This is a genomic window from Desulfobulbaceae bacterium (genome assembly GCA_013792005.1).
Classification (GTDB): domain Bacteria; phylum Desulfobacterota; class Desulfobulbia; order Desulfobulbales; family VMSU01; genus VMSU01.
In genome coordinates this window covers 1-16,442 of sequence record VMSU01000062.1, presented here as the reverse complement: position 1 = coordinate 16,442, position 16,442 = coordinate 1, and the positions used below count along the sequence as shown (strand labels likewise).

Annotated in this window: 15 protein-coding genes; 7 read left to right on the top strand and 8 right to left on the bottom strand. The window is 51.9% G+C overall.

Annotated features, from left to right (window positions below; all coding sequences use genetic code 11):
- The first annotated feature begins 180 nt into the window (after positions 1–180).
- The 4 genes from FP815_03600 to FP815_03585 all read left to right on the top strand — a co-directional run bounded on the left by FP815_03600 (position 181) and on the right by FP815_03585 (position 4,765).
- Positions 181–1,392 carry a (Fe-S)-binding protein gene (locus tag FP815_03600; GenBank protein MBA3014021.1) on the top strand — a complete coding sequence of 404 codons (1,212 nt, stop codon included), beginning with the start codon at positions 181–183 and terminating at the stop codon, positions 1,390–1,392.
- 278 nt (positions 1,393–1,670) lie between these two features.
- Positions 1,671–2,591, top strand: a complete 921-nt coding sequence (locus FP815_03595) for a hypothetical protein (GenBank protein ID MBA3014020.1) — start codon at positions 1,671–1,673, stop codon at positions 2,589–2,591.
- Positions 2,588–3,574 carry a PhoH family protein gene (locus FP815_03590; protein MBA3014019.1) on the top strand — a complete coding sequence of 329 codons (987 nt, stop codon included), beginning with the start codon at positions 2,588–2,590 and terminating at the stop codon, positions 3,572–3,574. The genes FP815_03595 and FP815_03590 overlap by 4 nt, the downstream gene beginning before the upstream one ends.
- A gap of 15 nt (positions 3,575–3,589) precedes the next feature.
- The gene (locus FP815_03585) at positions 3,590–4,765 is read left to right on the top strand and encodes a pyridoxine 5'-phosphate synthase (GenBank protein MBA3014018.1); all 1,176 of its coding nucleotides are present in this window, start codon (positions 3,590–3,592) and stop codon (positions 4,763–4,765) included.
- Positions 4,766–5,287: 522 nt separating this feature from the next.
- Here FP815_03585 and FP815_03580 read toward each other — a convergent pair.
- Together FP815_03580 and FP815_03575 are read right to left on the bottom strand one after the other, a co-directional pair.
- A complete protein-coding gene (locus FP815_03580) occupies positions 5,288–6,118 on the bottom strand; it encodes a tRNA1(Val) (adenine(37)-N6)-methyltransferase (protein ID MBA3014017.1) in 831 nt (276 codons plus the stop codon).
- On the bottom strand, positions 6,087–7,445 hold the full coding sequence (locus FP815_03575; protein ID MBA3014016.1) for a DUF1015 domain-containing protein: 1,359 nt from the start codon (positions 7,443–7,445) through the stop codon (positions 6,087–6,089). The genes FP815_03580 and FP815_03575 overlap by 32 nt, the downstream gene beginning before the upstream one ends.
- Before the next feature lie 139 nt (positions 7,446–7,584).
- Between FP815_03575 and queD the strand changes: the two genes are divergently transcribed.
- Both queD and FP815_03565 read left to right on the top strand, forming a co-directional pair.
- The gene (queD, locus tag FP815_03570; protein ID MBA3014015.1) at positions 7,585–7,956 is read left to right on the top strand and encodes a 6-carboxytetrahydropterin synthase QueD; all 372 of its coding nucleotides are present in this window, start codon (positions 7,585–7,587) and stop codon (positions 7,954–7,956) included.
- Entirely contained in the window at positions 7,946–8,620 is a 675-nt protein-coding gene (locus FP815_03565) for a radical SAM protein (protein MBA3014014.1), read from the top strand. Before queD ends, FP815_03565 begins: the two co-directional genes overlap by 11 nt.
- Here the strand turns inward: FP815_03565 and FP815_03560 are convergent.
- A complete protein-coding gene (locus tag FP815_03560) occupies positions 8,591–10,642 on the bottom strand; it encodes a discoidin domain-containing protein (protein ID MBA3014013.1) in 2,052 nt (683 codons plus the stop codon). The two genes, FP815_03565 and FP815_03560, sit on opposite strands and share 30 nt — an antisense overlap.
- Positions 10,643–11,050: 408 nt before the next feature.
- Here FP815_03560 and rpmB point away from each other — a divergent pair, with 408 nt between their 5' ends.
- Positions 11,051–11,257 carry a 50S ribosomal protein L28 gene (rpmB, locus tag FP815_03555; protein MBA3014012.1) on the top strand — a complete coding sequence of 69 codons (207 nt, stop codon included), beginning with the start codon at positions 11,051–11,053 and terminating at the stop codon, positions 11,255–11,257.
- A gap of 4 nt (positions 11,258–11,261) precedes the next feature.
- On the opposite strand, the gene FP815_03550 is transcribed toward rpmB, so the two are convergent.
- The 5 genes from FP815_03550 to FP815_03530 all read right to left on the bottom strand — a co-directional run.
- Positions 11,262–13,436 carry a bifunctional (p)ppGpp synthetase/guanosine-3',5'-bis(diphosphate) 3'-pyrophosphohydrolase gene (locus FP815_03550; protein ID MBA3014011.1) on the bottom strand — a complete coding sequence of 725 codons (2,175 nt, stop codon included), beginning with the start codon at positions 13,434–13,436 and terminating at the stop codon, positions 11,262–11,264.
- 20 nt (positions 13,437–13,456) lie between these two features.
- Complete coding sequence (locus FP815_03545) at positions 13,457–13,720, bottom strand: HEPN domain-containing protein (GenBank protein MBA3014010.1); 264 nt, start codon at positions 13,718–13,720, stop codon at positions 13,457–13,459.
- A 48-nt stretch (positions 13,721–13,768) separates the two neighbouring features.
- Positions 13,769–15,466, bottom strand: coding sequence for a proline--tRNA ligase (locus tag FP815_03540; GenBank protein ID MBA3014009.1), 1,698 nt, complete (start codon positions 15,464–15,466; stop codon positions 13,769–13,771).
- Between the two features lie 57 nt (positions 15,467–15,523).
- Positions 15,524–15,877 (bottom strand): four helix bundle protein, encoded by a 354-nt coding sequence (locus tag FP815_03535; protein MBA3014008.1) that lies wholly within the window; start codon positions 15,875–15,877, stop codon positions 15,524–15,526.
- Positions 15,878–15,932: 55 nt separating this feature from the next.
- On the bottom strand, positions 15,933–16,442 hold a 510-nt coding region (locus FP815_03530), incomplete at its 5' end, for a flavodoxin-dependent (E)-4-hydroxy-3-methylbut-2-enyl-diphosphate synthase (protein ID MBA3014007.1).

Sequence of the window (16,442 nt, the reverse complement as noted above, 5' to 3'; positions counted from 1 at the left end):
TACTCTGGTTATCGATTTGCAGTTGACGGTTGACGGTTGACGGTTGACGGTTGACGAGCCCCACAACGTGGGATCACCAACTAACATCATGCACCATACGACAAGCCATCATTAACCATGACTCTTTTAACCGTAAACCGGTAACTGATCCCCGTCAACCTGAGTAGCCCCCCCTTGACAATGACCTCTTTCCCTCAATGCGCCAAATGCGGAGCGTGCACCGCGGTCTGCCCGGTCTACCAAAGCACTGGCCGGGAATCCCACACAGCCCGAGGTCGGCTTCACCTCCTGGAGACTGTCGACCCTAACGACCCGCAACTGGTCGACATCTTCTCCAAATGCCTGCTCTGCGGCGCCTGTAAAAGTACCTGTCCCCGAGGAATCGACATCCCAGCCTTAATTATTGAGGCCAGGGCTGCAATGCCAGAGATCACCGGTTTCTCTTCCTTCAAAAAATTTCTGGCCCGCCAGGCCATGGCCCACCCAATCGCACTCTCTGCCCTGGCAAAAACAGCCGTTCCATTGGGCCTCATCCCAAATCTGCCAGAACACAGCGGCTTACGGCTCACCCTGGCCAACCAACCTCCCGGCGCTGTCCCGATTATCGCTGAAGCAGATATTCCCTCAACCTCTTCTCCTGTGGCAACTGAGACAGCGCTCTACTTTAGTGGCTGCCTGAGTCGGCACCTCGCCCCAGCCATCGGGCTGGCTGCGGAATCACTGCTAGCGAAACTTTGCGGATATCGGCTGATGGTTCCCAATAATCAATCATGCTGCGGACTGGCTGCCAAATCATCTGGGGACATGGCTCAGGCGCAAGACCTTGCCCGCCGTACTATTGCCCTGTTTACCGGAGACAAGGCCCAATCCCTGCCAATACTGACCACCTGCGCCTCCTGCTATGCAGGGCTCAAGGCCTACCCCGACATCCTGAGCAATGACAGTGACTGGTACTACCGGGCTCTACGTTTTTCGGAACGGGTCTGGGAGTTCTCATCATTCATTATCGAACACAGCCTTAGCACTACTCCCAACTTCCAGAACATTTGCAAACCCACGCCGGTTGTCTACCACGACCCTTGCCATCTTCGTTTTGCCGGCATCACCGACCAACCTCGGCAACTGATCAGGAAAGCCCCCGGCTTGAAACCTATTGAACTCCCCCATGGATCTCAATGCTGCGGCATGGGAGGACTCTTCCATTTGGCCCATGCCGAACTCTCCGACACTATCCGCGCCCGGCTGATTGATGACTTTCTGGCCACCGGAACGGAGTTAGTGACCTCCACCTGCTCTGGATGTCTTATCCAATGGCAACGAGGCCTAACGGCGGCACATTCATCGGCCCGGGTAACTCACCTTGCCATCCTCCTTGCCCAGCAGCTTACTTAGGGACGCGGAAATTACCAATTTACCATAACGCATCCCGGATCTGGGTAAATTGGTAATTTCCGAGTCCCTTAAAACAATTCCTTCTTCCTGCTCACTGCGACTATACCAGCCAAATCCGTAACGAAAAAAGCATAGTGGCTGATTGATCAACCTTCTCCCTCGCAATCATTGTCTCAGTTCACTCCCGACAAAGAATTACCATCACGCAAATTTCCTTTGCGTTCTCTCCATGTTTACGTTTAATTGAACGAGTTTTATAAACAATCATTTAGAGTACAATGAACCATCAGCTCAGACCCGGTTGCGCCAAGCGGACGCTTCCCCCCCCGCAGCAACCATCACTAGACTTCGGAGATGTCCCCATGCGAAAACTACTCGTCACCTCTCAGATAATTCTTTGCCTCGGCCTCAGCGCTGCTCAACCATGCTTAGCCAAGGTATTTCAGTCCGTTGACAAAACCTATAACGCCCCCGTAGCGCCGCTCGACCTTGCGGTCTCATCCGATGGCAACTACACCTTCATCCTTGGCGCCAACGGCAAGATTATCATCTACACCAAGGCCGGAGAGAAAGAGGAACTTTCGGTTGGCGGAGATTTTGACCGGATCGTGACATCAGGCGATGGCGACAAAATCTGGCTGAGCAACCAAAAGACCAAAGAGATCAAGGAAGTATACATTGATTTCGTAAAAAAACTCACCTCCGATGGTTCCCCGTTCTTAGGCGACGACAAGGCCCCGGTGGTCATCACGATATTCAGCGACTTTCAGTGTCCCCACTGTGCTCAACTCGGCGAACTCTTTCCCAAACTGCTCGAAAAATATCCCACTTCGATCAAGATCGTCTATAGATACTATCCACTTCCCAACCACCAATTTGCCGGTGCAGCAGCAGTCGCGTCCTGGGCGGCCCACCAGCAGGGAAAATTCTGGCAGTACCATGACCTGGTGTATGCTAATTTTCGGGACCTGACCATGGAGAAGCTCACGGGCTTCGCTGAACAACTTGGCCTGAACATGCCGCAATTTCAACAGCAGATGAATAGTCAGGAGGCCAAAGACGCGGTAATTCGAGATATCCAGGAAGGCCAGACCGCAGGAGTCACCGGTACGCCGGTCATGTACATCAACGGTCGTCTGGTCCGAGAACGGACGATGGAGCCCATCCAGAAGATGATCGACGAATCCCTGAAAAAGTGAAATCGAATCCGGAAATATCACGCGAACTCGAACTCAATGACCCAGAGTTATCCGCCACCCTGTACGGCCCCCAGAACAAACACCTGGCCATCATCGAGCAGGCCCTGGGGGTCAAAATTCATGTCCGCGGCACCAGGATCTCAATCCTCGGCTCTGACTACGATGTCTCCCTTGCCACTAACCTCTTGGAGCAGCTCTTAGGCCTACTGCAATCAAACTACCCTCTCTTCCCTCCAGATATTGCGTACGGGATCAGGGTTCTCGAAAAACATCCCAAAGCGGTCCTCAAGGACATCTTCCTTGATCAGGTCTACATCACCGGAAACAAACGTGTCATCTCACCAAAGAGCATCAACCAGAAGTCCTATATCGATGCCATAAAAAACAACGACATAGTCTTCGGCACCGGACCGGCAGGTACCGGCAAAACCTATCTTGCCGTCGCAATGGCGGTTGCCGCCTACAGCAAGAATCTAGTGCGCTCCATTATTCTGACCCGACCGGCGGTAGAAGCTGGCGAGAAGCTCGGCTTTCTTCCCGGCGATCTGGCCGAAAAAATCAACCCCTATCTCCGGCCCCTGCATGACGCCTTAAACGATATGCTGGGCAGAGAAAAAGCCGCTGCGCTAATCGAAGAAGAGATTATCGAAATCGCTCCACTGGCCTTCATGCGCGGACGAACCTTGAACAGCGCTTTTGTAATCCTGGACGAAGCCCAGAACACCACCAGGGAACAGATGCAGATGTTCCTGACCAGACTTGGCTTCAACTCCAAAGCGGTGATCACCGGTGATTTGACCCAGATCGACCTCCCTGGAAAAAGTCAATCCGGACTTTTGCACGCCACCAAAATCCTTCAAGGCATTCCGGGGATCTCTTTCAGTCAGTTTACCGAAGTTGATGTCGTCCGCCACCATCTGGTCCAAGCCATAATCAAGGCTTACGAGGCGGAGAAACAGCGCCTCGCATCTCCCCGCAGCTAACAATAAAACACCAGAATGCCTGTTCATATCCGCACAGAGGCCAGTGGCCGCCATCAAATTGACCTCAAACGCCTGCACCAAAGCGCCATGGCCCTCATGCGGGCAACAGGACACTTGAACAGCGAACTCAGCCTCCTGCTGGTGTCAGACCCGGCGATGCAAAAGTTGAATCGACACTACCGGCAGCAGGATAAACCAACCAACGTCCTCTCGTTTCCCATGCAGGATGGTCGAGATGTCCCGAACGGCTCCTTGCTTGGCGACATCGTGATCTCGATCGACACTGCCGCCCGAGAGGCGCAATCAATGAAAACCCCGCTCCGTCAGCGCATTAACTGGCTGTTGGTCCACGGGCTCGTCCACCTCTTAGGCTACGACCATGAACGCTCCGAGGCCGAGGCCGTTCAGATGGAATCACGGGAACACGAACTCCAACAACAACTCCAACACATCGAGAGGAAAAAGACCATGCCCCTGCTAGCGATCAATGTCGACCATGTGGCCACCCTGCGTCAAGCCCGAGGCATCAGCGAACCAGATCCTGTGCTTGCTGCCGGCATCTGCGAGTTGGCCGGGGCCAGCGGCATCGTGGTCCATCTGCGTGAGGACCGCCGCCACATTCAAGACCGTGATGTCAGAATCCTGCGAGAAACGGTAAAAACCAAACTGAATCTGGAGATGGGGGCAACCCCGGAGATTATCGCTTTCGCCTTGAGCATTAAACCGGACATGATTACTCTGGTACCAGAAAAGAGACAGGAGTTAACCACGGAAGGGGGGCTGAACGTTGCTGGCCAAAAAAAGAAGTTAGCCGCTATCATCAATCAGATGGACAAGGCAGGAATCCCGGTCAGTCTGTTCATAGATCCAGACCCCAGGCAGATCAAAGTGTCCGCCGAAATTGGCGCTTCATTTGTTGAAATCCATACCGGTCGATACTGCGATGCCACAAACGCGGCAATGAGGGAACACGAATTCGAGCTGGTGGCAACGGCAGCGGACGAGGCGTACGCCCTCGGCCTCACCGTCAATGCCGGACACGGACTGAACTACCAAAACGTCAGGCGAGTCGCTGGCTTGGATGCTATCCATGAGTTGAGCATCGGCCATTCGGTGATGGCCCGGGCCATTATGGTCGGCATGGATCAGGCGGTCAGAGAGATGTTGACCCTGGCACAGGGGAACATGTAAGCTCTTGCAGGACGTAAATCACATCCACGCCTGTGAAAAAAGCAGAGATCTCTAGGAGCCTGTCGGACTTAGAGAATCGTAGCGAAAATTCGTAAAATTGTGGTAACTGTCCAGCAGTGCCACATCTGCGTTGTTATCGGCCTGCTCATGTGCGAAAAGCACACATCCCCGGCCGATGCCTTGCATCTGTGGCACTGCTGGACAGTTACGGTTCTGGGCTTCGGCACCTTTCTGGGTCAGAAGGTGGATAGTTACAACTTTTTTAGCCTTTTCATCTCTGAGCAACCTGTAGATGACGTAAACAATGATCGAATAGTAATGTCTCAAGCATATGTTAGACATTATAAGTCATGTAAAGATTTTCGTAAACATCAAGAAGATCATGACACCAGGCACACACATGAGGCCCCCTTGGTTGGCGAAAGGTAGGAACTCATCTGACAACGTAGAATTACGAGACCACGGACATTTTCATCAGAGCCTTTTTCCTATCCAAAGGCGACAATCCATACGGGATCTGGATCACAAGGACGCGGCAGACAAGTTAACTGAAGAAGGATTACTCGTCTCCAAATGATACCACGCCTCCACCTCTGGAGTATAGTCTCCACCTGGTTGATCGTAGATATACAGCGGGGGGAGCAGAACCAACTCATCGCCTCCGCATTTTACCGCCTCAACCAGGCATAGTGTGGCATCAACACCTGGATATGAGTACACAACCCGAAGGCGTTTGGGTTCAAGGCGGTTGTGCTTTAATGTTGAGAGCAACGAAGTGATCCGCGAAGCTGGATAGATCATCGCCAGTCGCCCCTTGGTCTTTATAGCAAAAGCGGCGGCTTGAACAACATCGTCCAACCGGGCCTTGATCTCATGACGAGCTACAGCCTGTTCTTGATTCAAATTTTGACGCCCGGTGTCCGCTCGATAGTAAGGGGGATTACACACCACCAGGTCATGCTCACCAGCAGGGACCAACCCCGTAATACTGCACAGATCGCCGGTCACGACCTGTAAACGGTCGCCCAGAGTATTCTCGTGGATATTATAGTGGATCAATTGAACCAGGGATTCCTGGATTTCCAGACAGGTCAGAGTTACGTCGGGATAGCGGCTGGCCAGAATGAGGGAGATAACCCCGCAGCCAGCGCCAAGATCAAGAATCCTGTCGTGTCGGCGGGGCGTGACAAAATGAGCCAGAAGTACAGCATCAATAGAGAAGCGGTAGCCGCTCCGGGATTGAGCGCAGATAAGCTTGCCGTCGAAAAGAGTATCTGGGCTGCTCGTGGTTGGGGATTGAAACCGCAAGCCGATGGTGGGATCAGCCAATCTTTTCAGCGGGATCGAGAGGATTAATCACCAGACCGGTCAAGACCTTAGGATAAAAATACGTTGATTTATGGGGCATAACCAGGCCTTCGTCCGCTACCCGCTTTACCTGACTTACCAGGGTTGAATTCATCAGAAAGAGAACCGGACTGCCTTGTCGTCCATCAAGAGTTTCCTTGACCGCTGCGTCCAACGCCTCATCAGGATCGGGATAATAGTGGATCAGACTCTCGTCCTCGCAACGCTGATAAGGCAGTTCCAGCAGACAACCAAGCACCAGTTCCGACAAGACCACGACATCAAGGTCCTGCAGGGCCTCGGGCTGTTTCCCCGAGCAGGTCTGGGCCATAACACCAGGCTTCAAGGTAAGCAGAAAACACCGATCAGCGCCCGGATGATAGAGCCCGAACATGGTATCCTGAATGTTTTCATCCATCCGACCGAGCACTTCACTTACCAGAAACTCACGGGAACCACCGTGAATCTCCTCGACCTCAAAACCTCCCCTCATCTTCTCAATCAGGGCGTCGACCGTGGTCAGATACGGAACCCGGACCACCCGATGGGTCGGCAGCACGGACAAGCCTTCATCCTCCATGCCACAGAGATACATCATGGTATGATTATATGGACTGTCAGTCGGAACACTTCCCTGTCGCTCCCGCATCATCTCCCGCAGCTGTAAAGCTGTAGTATAACGATGATGACCATCAGCGATATAGAGTGATTTACTGGCAAATTGAGCGCACACGGCTTTAATGGCCGTCTCATCAGTAATTGCCCAGATAGTATGGCGACAGCCGTCATGATCACTGACCGAAGAGAGCGGAGCCTCAGGACAAACCGCATCAAGGATAGCCATGATCTCCCCGGCCGGATCGGAATAGAGGGAAAAAATTGATGAAAACTGAGCCTGGCAGGCATCGATCAATCGCAATCGGTCGGTGGTGACTCCACGAAAGGTCTTCTCGTGAGGTTTAACCACTCCTTCAGCAAATTCCGCTAAGCCGGCAAGGGCAATCAGCCCCTTGCGGGTAAAACGCTTCCCCGACGGGACAGAGTACTCGGTATGATACAGATATAACGTTGGCTGAGAATCGCGAGCCAGCACATTTTCCTGCTGCCAGAGATCAAAAGTCTGACGGGCCTGCTGATAACGCTCATCAGACATCGCTCCGGCATCCACACTCTTAACCAGATCGAGCTGAACCATGTTGTATGGATTTTTCTTGAAAAGCGCTTGGCGAGAGTGCTCGTCAATGACATCATAGGGAGGAGAAACCACATCCTCCATCGTGGCAATTTTTTTCTTATTATAGCGGAGTCCGCGAAACGGCGCGATTCGAGCCATGATTTATCTTCTCCTCGTTGGCTAACTGCGAAAACTTTCGTGCCAAACAGCAAAATCTTCATTACTATAGGGGGCTAAAAAACAACCGCTATACTAGCTGAAGCGGCAAATAATGCAACCGAAAACAATGGAGAGCGCCATGTTTGATGTCTTTATTAAAACCCACTTTTCTGCCGGCCACCATCTGCGAAACTACCCCGGCAACTGCGAAAAACCTCACGGACACAACTGGAATGTCCAGGTGACAGTCCGTGCCACTGAGCTTGATGAACTGGGAATGGGAATCGATTTCCGCACGGTCAAAACTGCGGTCAATACCGTCATGGACAACCTTGATCACTGTGATCTGAACAACCACCCAGCCTTTCTCGACAAAAACCCCTCATCGGAAAACCTGGCCCGCTATATCTTTCAACAGCTTACGCCTAATCTGAGTTCAGACCGTTACCGGCTCTACAGCGTCACGGTCGGTGAAACCGAAAGCACCGGGGTTACCTATCGTGCCGACTGAGCCGGTTTTTGCCGTCTCGGAACTTTTTTTCAGCATCCAAGGCGAATCAACCTATGCCGGCCTGCCTTGCGTTTTTATCCGCTTGGCAGGCTGCAACCTGCGTTGCGACTACTGCGATGCCCGCTACTCCTACGAGGAAGAAGGACGCGACTATAGTTTGTCAGAAATCATCACCTTTGTTGATCAGTATCCAGGTGCGATGGTGGAAATTACTGGCGGAGAACCCCTGCTCCAGAATAACGTCATCCCCTTGATGGAGTCCTTGCTGGGCGGGCAGCGCACAGTCCTTCTCGAAACCAACGGCAGTTGCGACATCTCCATGGTTCCTGCCGGAGTGACGGTGATCATGGATGTCAAGTGCCCGGGGTCCGGGATGTCCAGCTCATTTAGAGATGAGAATCTCGCAGCTCTCAGAGTGGATGACGAGATCAAATTCGTCCTCACCTCACGTCAGGATTATGAGTGGGCCGTCGCCTTTATTACGGGACATGCGTTGATTGACCTGAGAAGCGGGAAGGCCTTACGCCCCCTGCTCTTCTCGCCGGTTCCGGGGCGGGTTTCTGCCGCCGAATTAGCGGATTGGATTTTAAGCGACCACTTGCCTGTTCGTCTCCAACTCCAACTTCACAAAATTTTATGGCCAGCGAGTGACCGGGGGTGTTGACGGTGGTGAAGATGAGAACCGACTCGTAACCAATTCCCTACCAAATACCTTTACCTCGCCGAGCAGCGCTCGATAGATCTGATCCGATGCCGATTGCCGATTCGCCTTGACGGTAACGCGGACAAAGCGAGCGTTTCGTGGCGGGAAGGAGGCGATCATCACCGCGCCCACCTCCTCCGTACTGGCTTTGATTGACACCCGATGCCACCTCTTGCCGTTCTCGGACAGGGTTACGCTCACATCACCGATCGAGTTGACTATCGATGTCGCGCCATCATACCCGGGGGCGATTTCCACTAACCTTATTGTATAGACTTGCCCGAGATCGACCGTAACATGTTCTCCATGCCCCCGCTTACCACCTGATGACCGCCAGGAAGTCAACCGCCTACCATCGGTGAGATCCGCAGCAGGCCAATCCGGATCGACACTCGACGCTTCGACCGGTTTCCGAAAGGCAAGATTCTTACTCTCCTCCCCTGCCCCACCCTGATCACTCCCCAGCCCATCAATCTCGACCTTGTCAGTGCTGTAAATCGCCACCTCGCCGGAATCAAGAGTATCTTGGATCGATTGCGCTCCTGCCTCCTCAAGCAACTCTGCCTTGCCAATCCGGATACGGGGAGCCCCTTCCGGACTATAAACATAACGATGCAAGGGTGCGACAACCGGCCTTGACAAGGAAACAGCAAACTCTCGCCTCCCCTGCCCTCCATTCACCACCATTACCCGCAAGCCTCCCCCGTCCCGCTCAATAGCAACCACAGGCATTTCAACCAGACCTTTAGTCAGTGCCACCTTGCCTCCCGATTCACCGAGAAGACGGCTCATAAGCACGAAGGCATCCCAGGCAGGACGAGTTGCCGAACTCTCCGCAAGCCAGGGGAAGAGCCCCCAACTATGCTTTCCGTCCAGGAAGGAATCACCATTGGTAATATACTTGATGGGCGCAGGATAATACTGGTCGCTCAACAACCAGATCATCGAGGTCTGGGCCCCAGCATTGATAAATGCCGCATTGGCCTCGGCAAGCAACGTTCCATAACGGCCACTCTGGCGAAGACCGATATCCTGGACTCCATATTCATCAATCCAGAATGGCTTTCCAGTTTTCGCTACAGCGCTCTTAACTTGCAGCGCAACCTCATACCACGCCTGATAGGTCGTCAAGTTATAGGTATGACTGGCATAAATATCGACGACATCATTCAACTCACGGGTTGTCTCATCAAGCCACAGAGGCGCCTGCGAGGTATTTGGGCCAATGATCTTCACCAAGTGTCGGCGGCCATCATCAACCAATCGCCGGTTGGCAGCCAACAGCACATCTTTATAATAATCCCAAACCTTCTTGGCATGAGGAGTATCGCCATACCCATCTGATGGCTCGGTAAACATAAAAATATACTTAACATTGGTAAAGCCTCGCACCTGGACAATCTGGTGAATAGACTCGCTCACCCACTGGCAATAGCTGTCACGATCGGCGGGATAGGTGGCAAGGTGCTGATCCCGATTCCAAATGACATCGCGGGGGAACCACCACCCCATATTCAAGGCCACATCGACACCAATCCTCTGCATGTCGGCCAACCAGGCGTAGAGCGCCTTCATCTTGACAGAATTCCAGTCAGGCCGAAGCCACGGACCATCACCCATGGCCCAATCGGGACGGTACATGGTCCTGGCAATGCGGATGCCAGCCGCCTTAACCCGAGCCAACTCCAAAGCCCGGAGAGAATCAGTCATACCCATCTCCCGCGATTCAGGCAGATAAGAAAACCCATGATGAACGGCATTGATCCCTAGAAAATTCTCCTGGATTACCATGTCCCGGTCAACCGAGAGAGTATCTCGGGCCTGGACGGATGAGATCAGAGAAAAAAAAACGGCAATGCCTAGCGCCATAGAACATAACGTATTCCGCATTCTCGTAGGTTGGGTTAGCAAAGCGTAACCCAACACCCAAGGTGCCATTGTTGTTGGGTTACATCGTACAAGAGCAAAAATAGAGCGCTTCATAATCCCGCCAGTGCAAGTGATAGTAATTTAGTAAACGTTTACCGGGCACCCCATATGCTTTGTTAGCGGCCTGCTCATGTGCAACTAGCACACTTCGCAGACCGCTTTATTGACCGACAAAGCGGGTCAATATAAATCGCGCATCTGGGGCACCCGGTAAACGTTTACAGTCCAGTGAAATCCGCACGTTCAACGCTTCTGGTGAACGATTACGTAATTTAGACCTGTCCTTGCAGGAGTGGCTTAAGCCACTCCTGCAAGAATAAGATCAAAAACGAGGTGGACCGTGGAGCTTCGCACAGTCAGAGGCTGAAAGTTGGCAAAAAACGCTTGCCAATTTTTTGGATAGTCAGTATATAGTCTGATTTTCGTTATGAACCAAACATCGCAACATTGAAGGAGTTTATCATGTCAAAAATGTGTGAAATATGCGGCAAAAAGCCCTCCACCGGTAACAACGTCAGCCATGCAAACAACAAGACCCGTCGCCGTTGGCTGCCCAATCTGCAAACTGTGAGAATGGCCACTGAAAGCGGCAATGGCACACACGCCCGTGTATGCACCCGTTGCATCCGTTCCGGCGCTGTAGTAAAACCTCTCGTTGCCAAAAAGTAATACGCTACACCCTTCTCGCTTCCAACACCCCTTTCACCTGCATTAGTCGCTGGAGAATGACCGACAGATGTTCTTTGTCGGTCACCTCAAGCACTAAATCAACTGTCGCTTGAATTGATTTCTTGGACGAATGCGCCTCAACATCAAGGATATCGGCATTCTCCGCACTCACCTGATTACAGATAGCAACCAGCAATCCTTTGCTGTTCTGGGCGACAACCTGAATTTTTGCCTTGTGGCTACCGGAATCCTCCCGTTCCCACCGGACAGAAACCCGCCGATCGGGATCGGAGTTCAGAAAATTACGGCACTCAGCCTTATGCACTGACACCCCTCGTCCCGAAGTAATAAATCCACCAATATTATCTCCCGGCATCGGCAGACAGCAATTGCTCATCTTGACCAGGACATTGTCAATCCCATCAATTCGAACCACACTCTGACTCGGTCGTCGCGCCTTCCCCTTTACCGGCAAAGGCAGACGCTCAATCTCGGCAAAGTCCCTCTTCTGCACCGCAGGCTCTTCCTTAACCACCAAAGCCACAAAGGCATCGGTCAGGGACTGAACGGTGACCTTGCCACTTCCGGTCTTGCGCAATAGGTCATCAAGGGTGTTGCAACTAAACTTTTTTAAAATTGCCCGCAACTCCCCGGACTTAACAAGTCGCTTGAGACTTAAGTCATATTTTTTCAGCTCACGCTCGCAGATATCACGACCTGTCTCCAGAAATCGCTCCTGATCCTCCAGGTTCAACCAATGACGAATCCGCCCCCTGGCTCGGCTGGTCTTGACCAAAGACAACCAGCCCTGATTCGGATGCTGGGAGGGCGAGGTAATAACCTCAACCACATCTCCATTCTGAATTTCGTATTTCAGAGGCACAATCCGGCCATTAATCTTGGCGCCCGTACAATGATGACCGATCTGAGTATGAATACTGTACGCAAAATCAAGCGGCGTGCTTCCTGTCGGCAACTCCTTCACATCGCCGTTGGGAGTCAAGGCATAGACTTCGGCATGATCAAGCTCTGTCTTCACGGCATCCAGAAACTCCCGCGAATCATGAACCTCTTGCAGACTCTGCACCAGTTGCTTCAACCAATGAAACAACCGGGCGTCCTTCTGCGAAATAGCTGAACCTTCCTTATATGCCCAATGAGCTGCAATGCCATCGTTGGCCACTTCGTCCATATCCCTGGTCCGGATCTGAATCTCCATAAAATCGCCATGGGGACCTACAACAGAGGTGTGAAGGGACTGATAAAGATTTGCCTTGGGCGTGCCGATGAAATCTTTGAACCGACTGGGGATCGGCTTCCACAGCGCATGAATGATCCCCAAGACCTCGTAACACTCGCTGACCTCCTTGACAACAATGCGAAAGGCTACTTTATCATAGACCTTATCGATGGAGATATTCTGGGCAATCAGCTTACGGTAGATACTGTAGAGGTGCTTTGGCCGACCGAGAATGGTAAAATCCCGCAATCCATGAGCGCTCAAGTTCTCGTCAAGGGTGTGCTTAATCTTATCAACAAATTCCTGCCGCTCTTGCAGAGAGGTCTCGATCTGAGATGATAACGCCGTATATTCAACGGGATTAAGATATTGAAAGGAGAGATCCTCAAGTTCCCGCTTGATCCAGTCGATGCCGAGACGACTGGCAAGGGGTGCATAAAGATCACGGGTATCCTGGGCCAACTCCCGCTGGCGGGCGGGATCGACAAAAGAGACCGTCTGCATATCGTGAAGGTGGTCCGCAAGCTTAACGAGAAGCACCCGGATATCGGCAGACATAGCCAGAAGCATCTTCTTAACGTTTTCAGCCTTATAGTCCAAGCGACTCATAAACTGAATATCGTCAATCTTGGTCGCCCCGCTGACAATCCGGGCCACATCCTCGCCGAACAAGTCGACAACTTCCTGTTCCGCCGATTGGGGTCGCCCCCGCAACACCTTATGTAAAAGACCTGCAATTACCGTATGAATATCAAGCTGCATACTGGCCAGAACCTGGGCCACTGACAAGGGATGAGAGATGTAAGGGTCACCCGACCGCCTATTGGAGTGCTTACCATAGACCTCAACGGCATAATCATACGCCTTGCGAAGCAAATGGCTCTGCTCCTCCGGCAGGTACTGGCGAGTGAGGGCTATGACGTCATCGATGGTAGGCATGGGATAGTAGAGTAAATATATTACAATTGATTAAGCCGTACGGCAGCGGTCTGAAAAACTGCATTAGCAAAAATAGAAAACCTTTCCGCATCAGCAGCGCTTGGTCGACCATGAGGAAGCAATCCCAACTCTCCGGGATATCTTGCCTCGATATAAAGTGCATCAAGGGTTTGAAGCATACTCAAATCTACACTTCGCCCCAATAATACTTCGACTTTTCCAAACAAGGTAACTAACCGGTGAATTTTCGGAGTATCGAGTTCATGCTCTTCCAAGAAAAGCATTTCCTCTGATCCATGCACTAAAAAATCGTCAAAAACCTCCCACCTCGGCTACAAAGAAACCATCCGCACCAAGGCCTCTGCAGCCTCAGCAAACGGCGCCTCGGTTACAGCCCCATCCCGACGATGACGAACCTCCACCACGCCGTCAGAGACAAAACGTTTACCGACTGTCACCCGAATGGGGATGCCGATCAGATCGGCGTCCTTGAATTTACTCCCTGGCCGCTCGTCACGGTCGTCAAGCAGGACATCGACTCCCCGACTCTGCAACGACTGATACAAAGACTCCGCAGCACGAGTAATCTCACCATCGGTAAAGCCTAAGTTCAGGATAATGATTTGAAACGGAGAAATCGGCAGCGGGAAGATGATGCCGTCCTTATCATGATTCTGCTCAATGGCCGCCGCCATTATCCGACTGACGCCAATCCCATAGCAGCCCATAATAAAGGGTTTCTCCTGGCCGTCACTGTCCAGAAACTTGGCGTTCAATGCCTCGCTATAGGAAGTCCCAAGCTTAAAAATATGGCCGACCTCGATCCCTCGAGTCAACTCCAACTCCCCGCCACAGAATAGACAGCGATCAGACTCAGTGACCATCCGCAGATCAGCCATCGTCTCCACAGTAAAATCACGAGCCAGGTTAGCATTGAGATAATGAAAATTCTTCTCGTTGGCGCCAATGGCAAAATTCTTCATGCCAGCAATCTGCCGATCAGCCACCACTTTAATTGTGAGCCCAATCGGACCCAGATAACCGGTCGGAACACCGGTAGCATCAAAACACTGTTGATCAGAGGCCAACTCGACCTCATCTGCACCCAGTGCGTTCTTGAGCTTAACCGGCTGCACCTCATGATCCCCTCGCAACAAAACCGCAACCGGCTGACCATCAGCCATGTAAATCAAGGTCTTGACCAGATCATGAGGAGCAATCTTCAAAAAGTCGCACACTGCATCGACCTTGCGCTTCCCCGGGGTCTCGACCTTGGTTATAGGCTGTTCCGCATGGCTCTGTGCTCTAGGAGTGGCGCACACTGCCTTCTCCAGGTTGGCGGCATACGAACACTTCCGGCAGACCACAATGGTGTCCTCACCTGTTTCAGCCAAGACCATAAACTCATGAGAAAAACTGCCCCCGATAGTGCCGGTGTCTGCCTCCACCGCCCGAAAACGCAGACCACAGCGGGAAAATATTCGGTGATAGGCATCATTCATCTTCTGATATGACACGTCCACCCCGACCTCGGTCGCATCGAAGCTATACGCGTCCTTCATGATGAATTCACGTCCACGCATCAGACCAAAACGCGGTCTGATTTCATCCCGAAACTTGGTCTGAATCTGGTAGAGGTTGACCGGCAGACCACGATAAGAGTGGATATTATTACGAACCAGATCGGTAATGACCTCCTCATGGGTGGGCCCTAAACAGGACTCACGATCATGGCGGTCCTTGAAACGCAAGAGTTCAGGCCCATATTTCTTCAGCCGCCCGGATTCTTCCCAGAGATCAGCCGGCTGCACCATCGGTAAAAGCACTTCCTGAGCCCCTGCCGCATTCATCTCCTCACGAATAATCTGCTCAATCTTACGCAGGGTCATCAGCCCCAGAGGCAGATACGAATAGATACCACTGGTGAGTTTGCGAATAAACCCAGCCCGCATCAATAATTTATGACTGATAACATCAGCCTCGGCCGGATTTTCCTTCAGAGTTGGAATCAGTAATGTTGTAAAGCGCATAGGGGTTCTTTAAGTTATCGGTTAGCGGTTAGCGGTTAGCGGTTGACGGTTGGTGATTCAGGTTATTCGTCCATTTAAGGAGTTATGTAAAGCTTGTAGCATCCGTGATATCGACTTCAATTCATTGATTAAATGCCCAGCATCCTCGGGTGCAACTATGCCAACTTCTTGAGAAATATAAACTTGAGAACGCAATTCAGCAGCTGAACCTTTGGCATAGGCAATAAATCTCTGGAAGTCAGGGACAGAGTTTCTTTCGCCTCCTTCCGCGATATTCGAAGGAATAGATATGGAGGCCCGTAGCATTTGATCACGAAATCCATAATCTCGGCAATTCTTCAATAAACCATAAAGAATTACGGATAGACGACAAGATTTTTTCCATACATCTAAATCTTCGAACGATGCCATCTATCACTCCCAAAAAACTGTCCGATCCTTCCCGCAAACCGTCAACTGCTAACCGTCAACCACTCTTTTCCATCTTCTTCAACTCTTCAACAAAAACATCAAAGAGCTGATCCTCTGGTACTTTCTTATAGAGCTTCCCCTTTTTAAATAAAATTCCCATCCCATTCCCACCGGCAAGGCCAAGATCCGCCTCCTTAGCTTCGCCCGGTCCGTTGACCACACAGCCCATAACGGCAATCTTGAGATTGGTCTCCATGTGCTGAATATACTGCTCAACCCGTTCAGCCAAACTGAACAGATTGATCTGACACCGTCCACAGGTGGGACAGGAGATCAGCTCCGGTCCGCGATGGCGGATATGCAACGCCCGAAGCAACTCAAAGCCGACCCGGATCTCCTCGACCGGATCACGGGTCAGGGATATCCGGAAGGTATCGCCAATGCCATCATACAACAGCAGGCCCAGGGCCACGCTCGACTTAACAGTTCCCGCAATCAGCCCCCCCGCCTCGGTCACACCCAGATGAAGGGGATAATCACACTGTGAAGACAGGAGACGATAGGC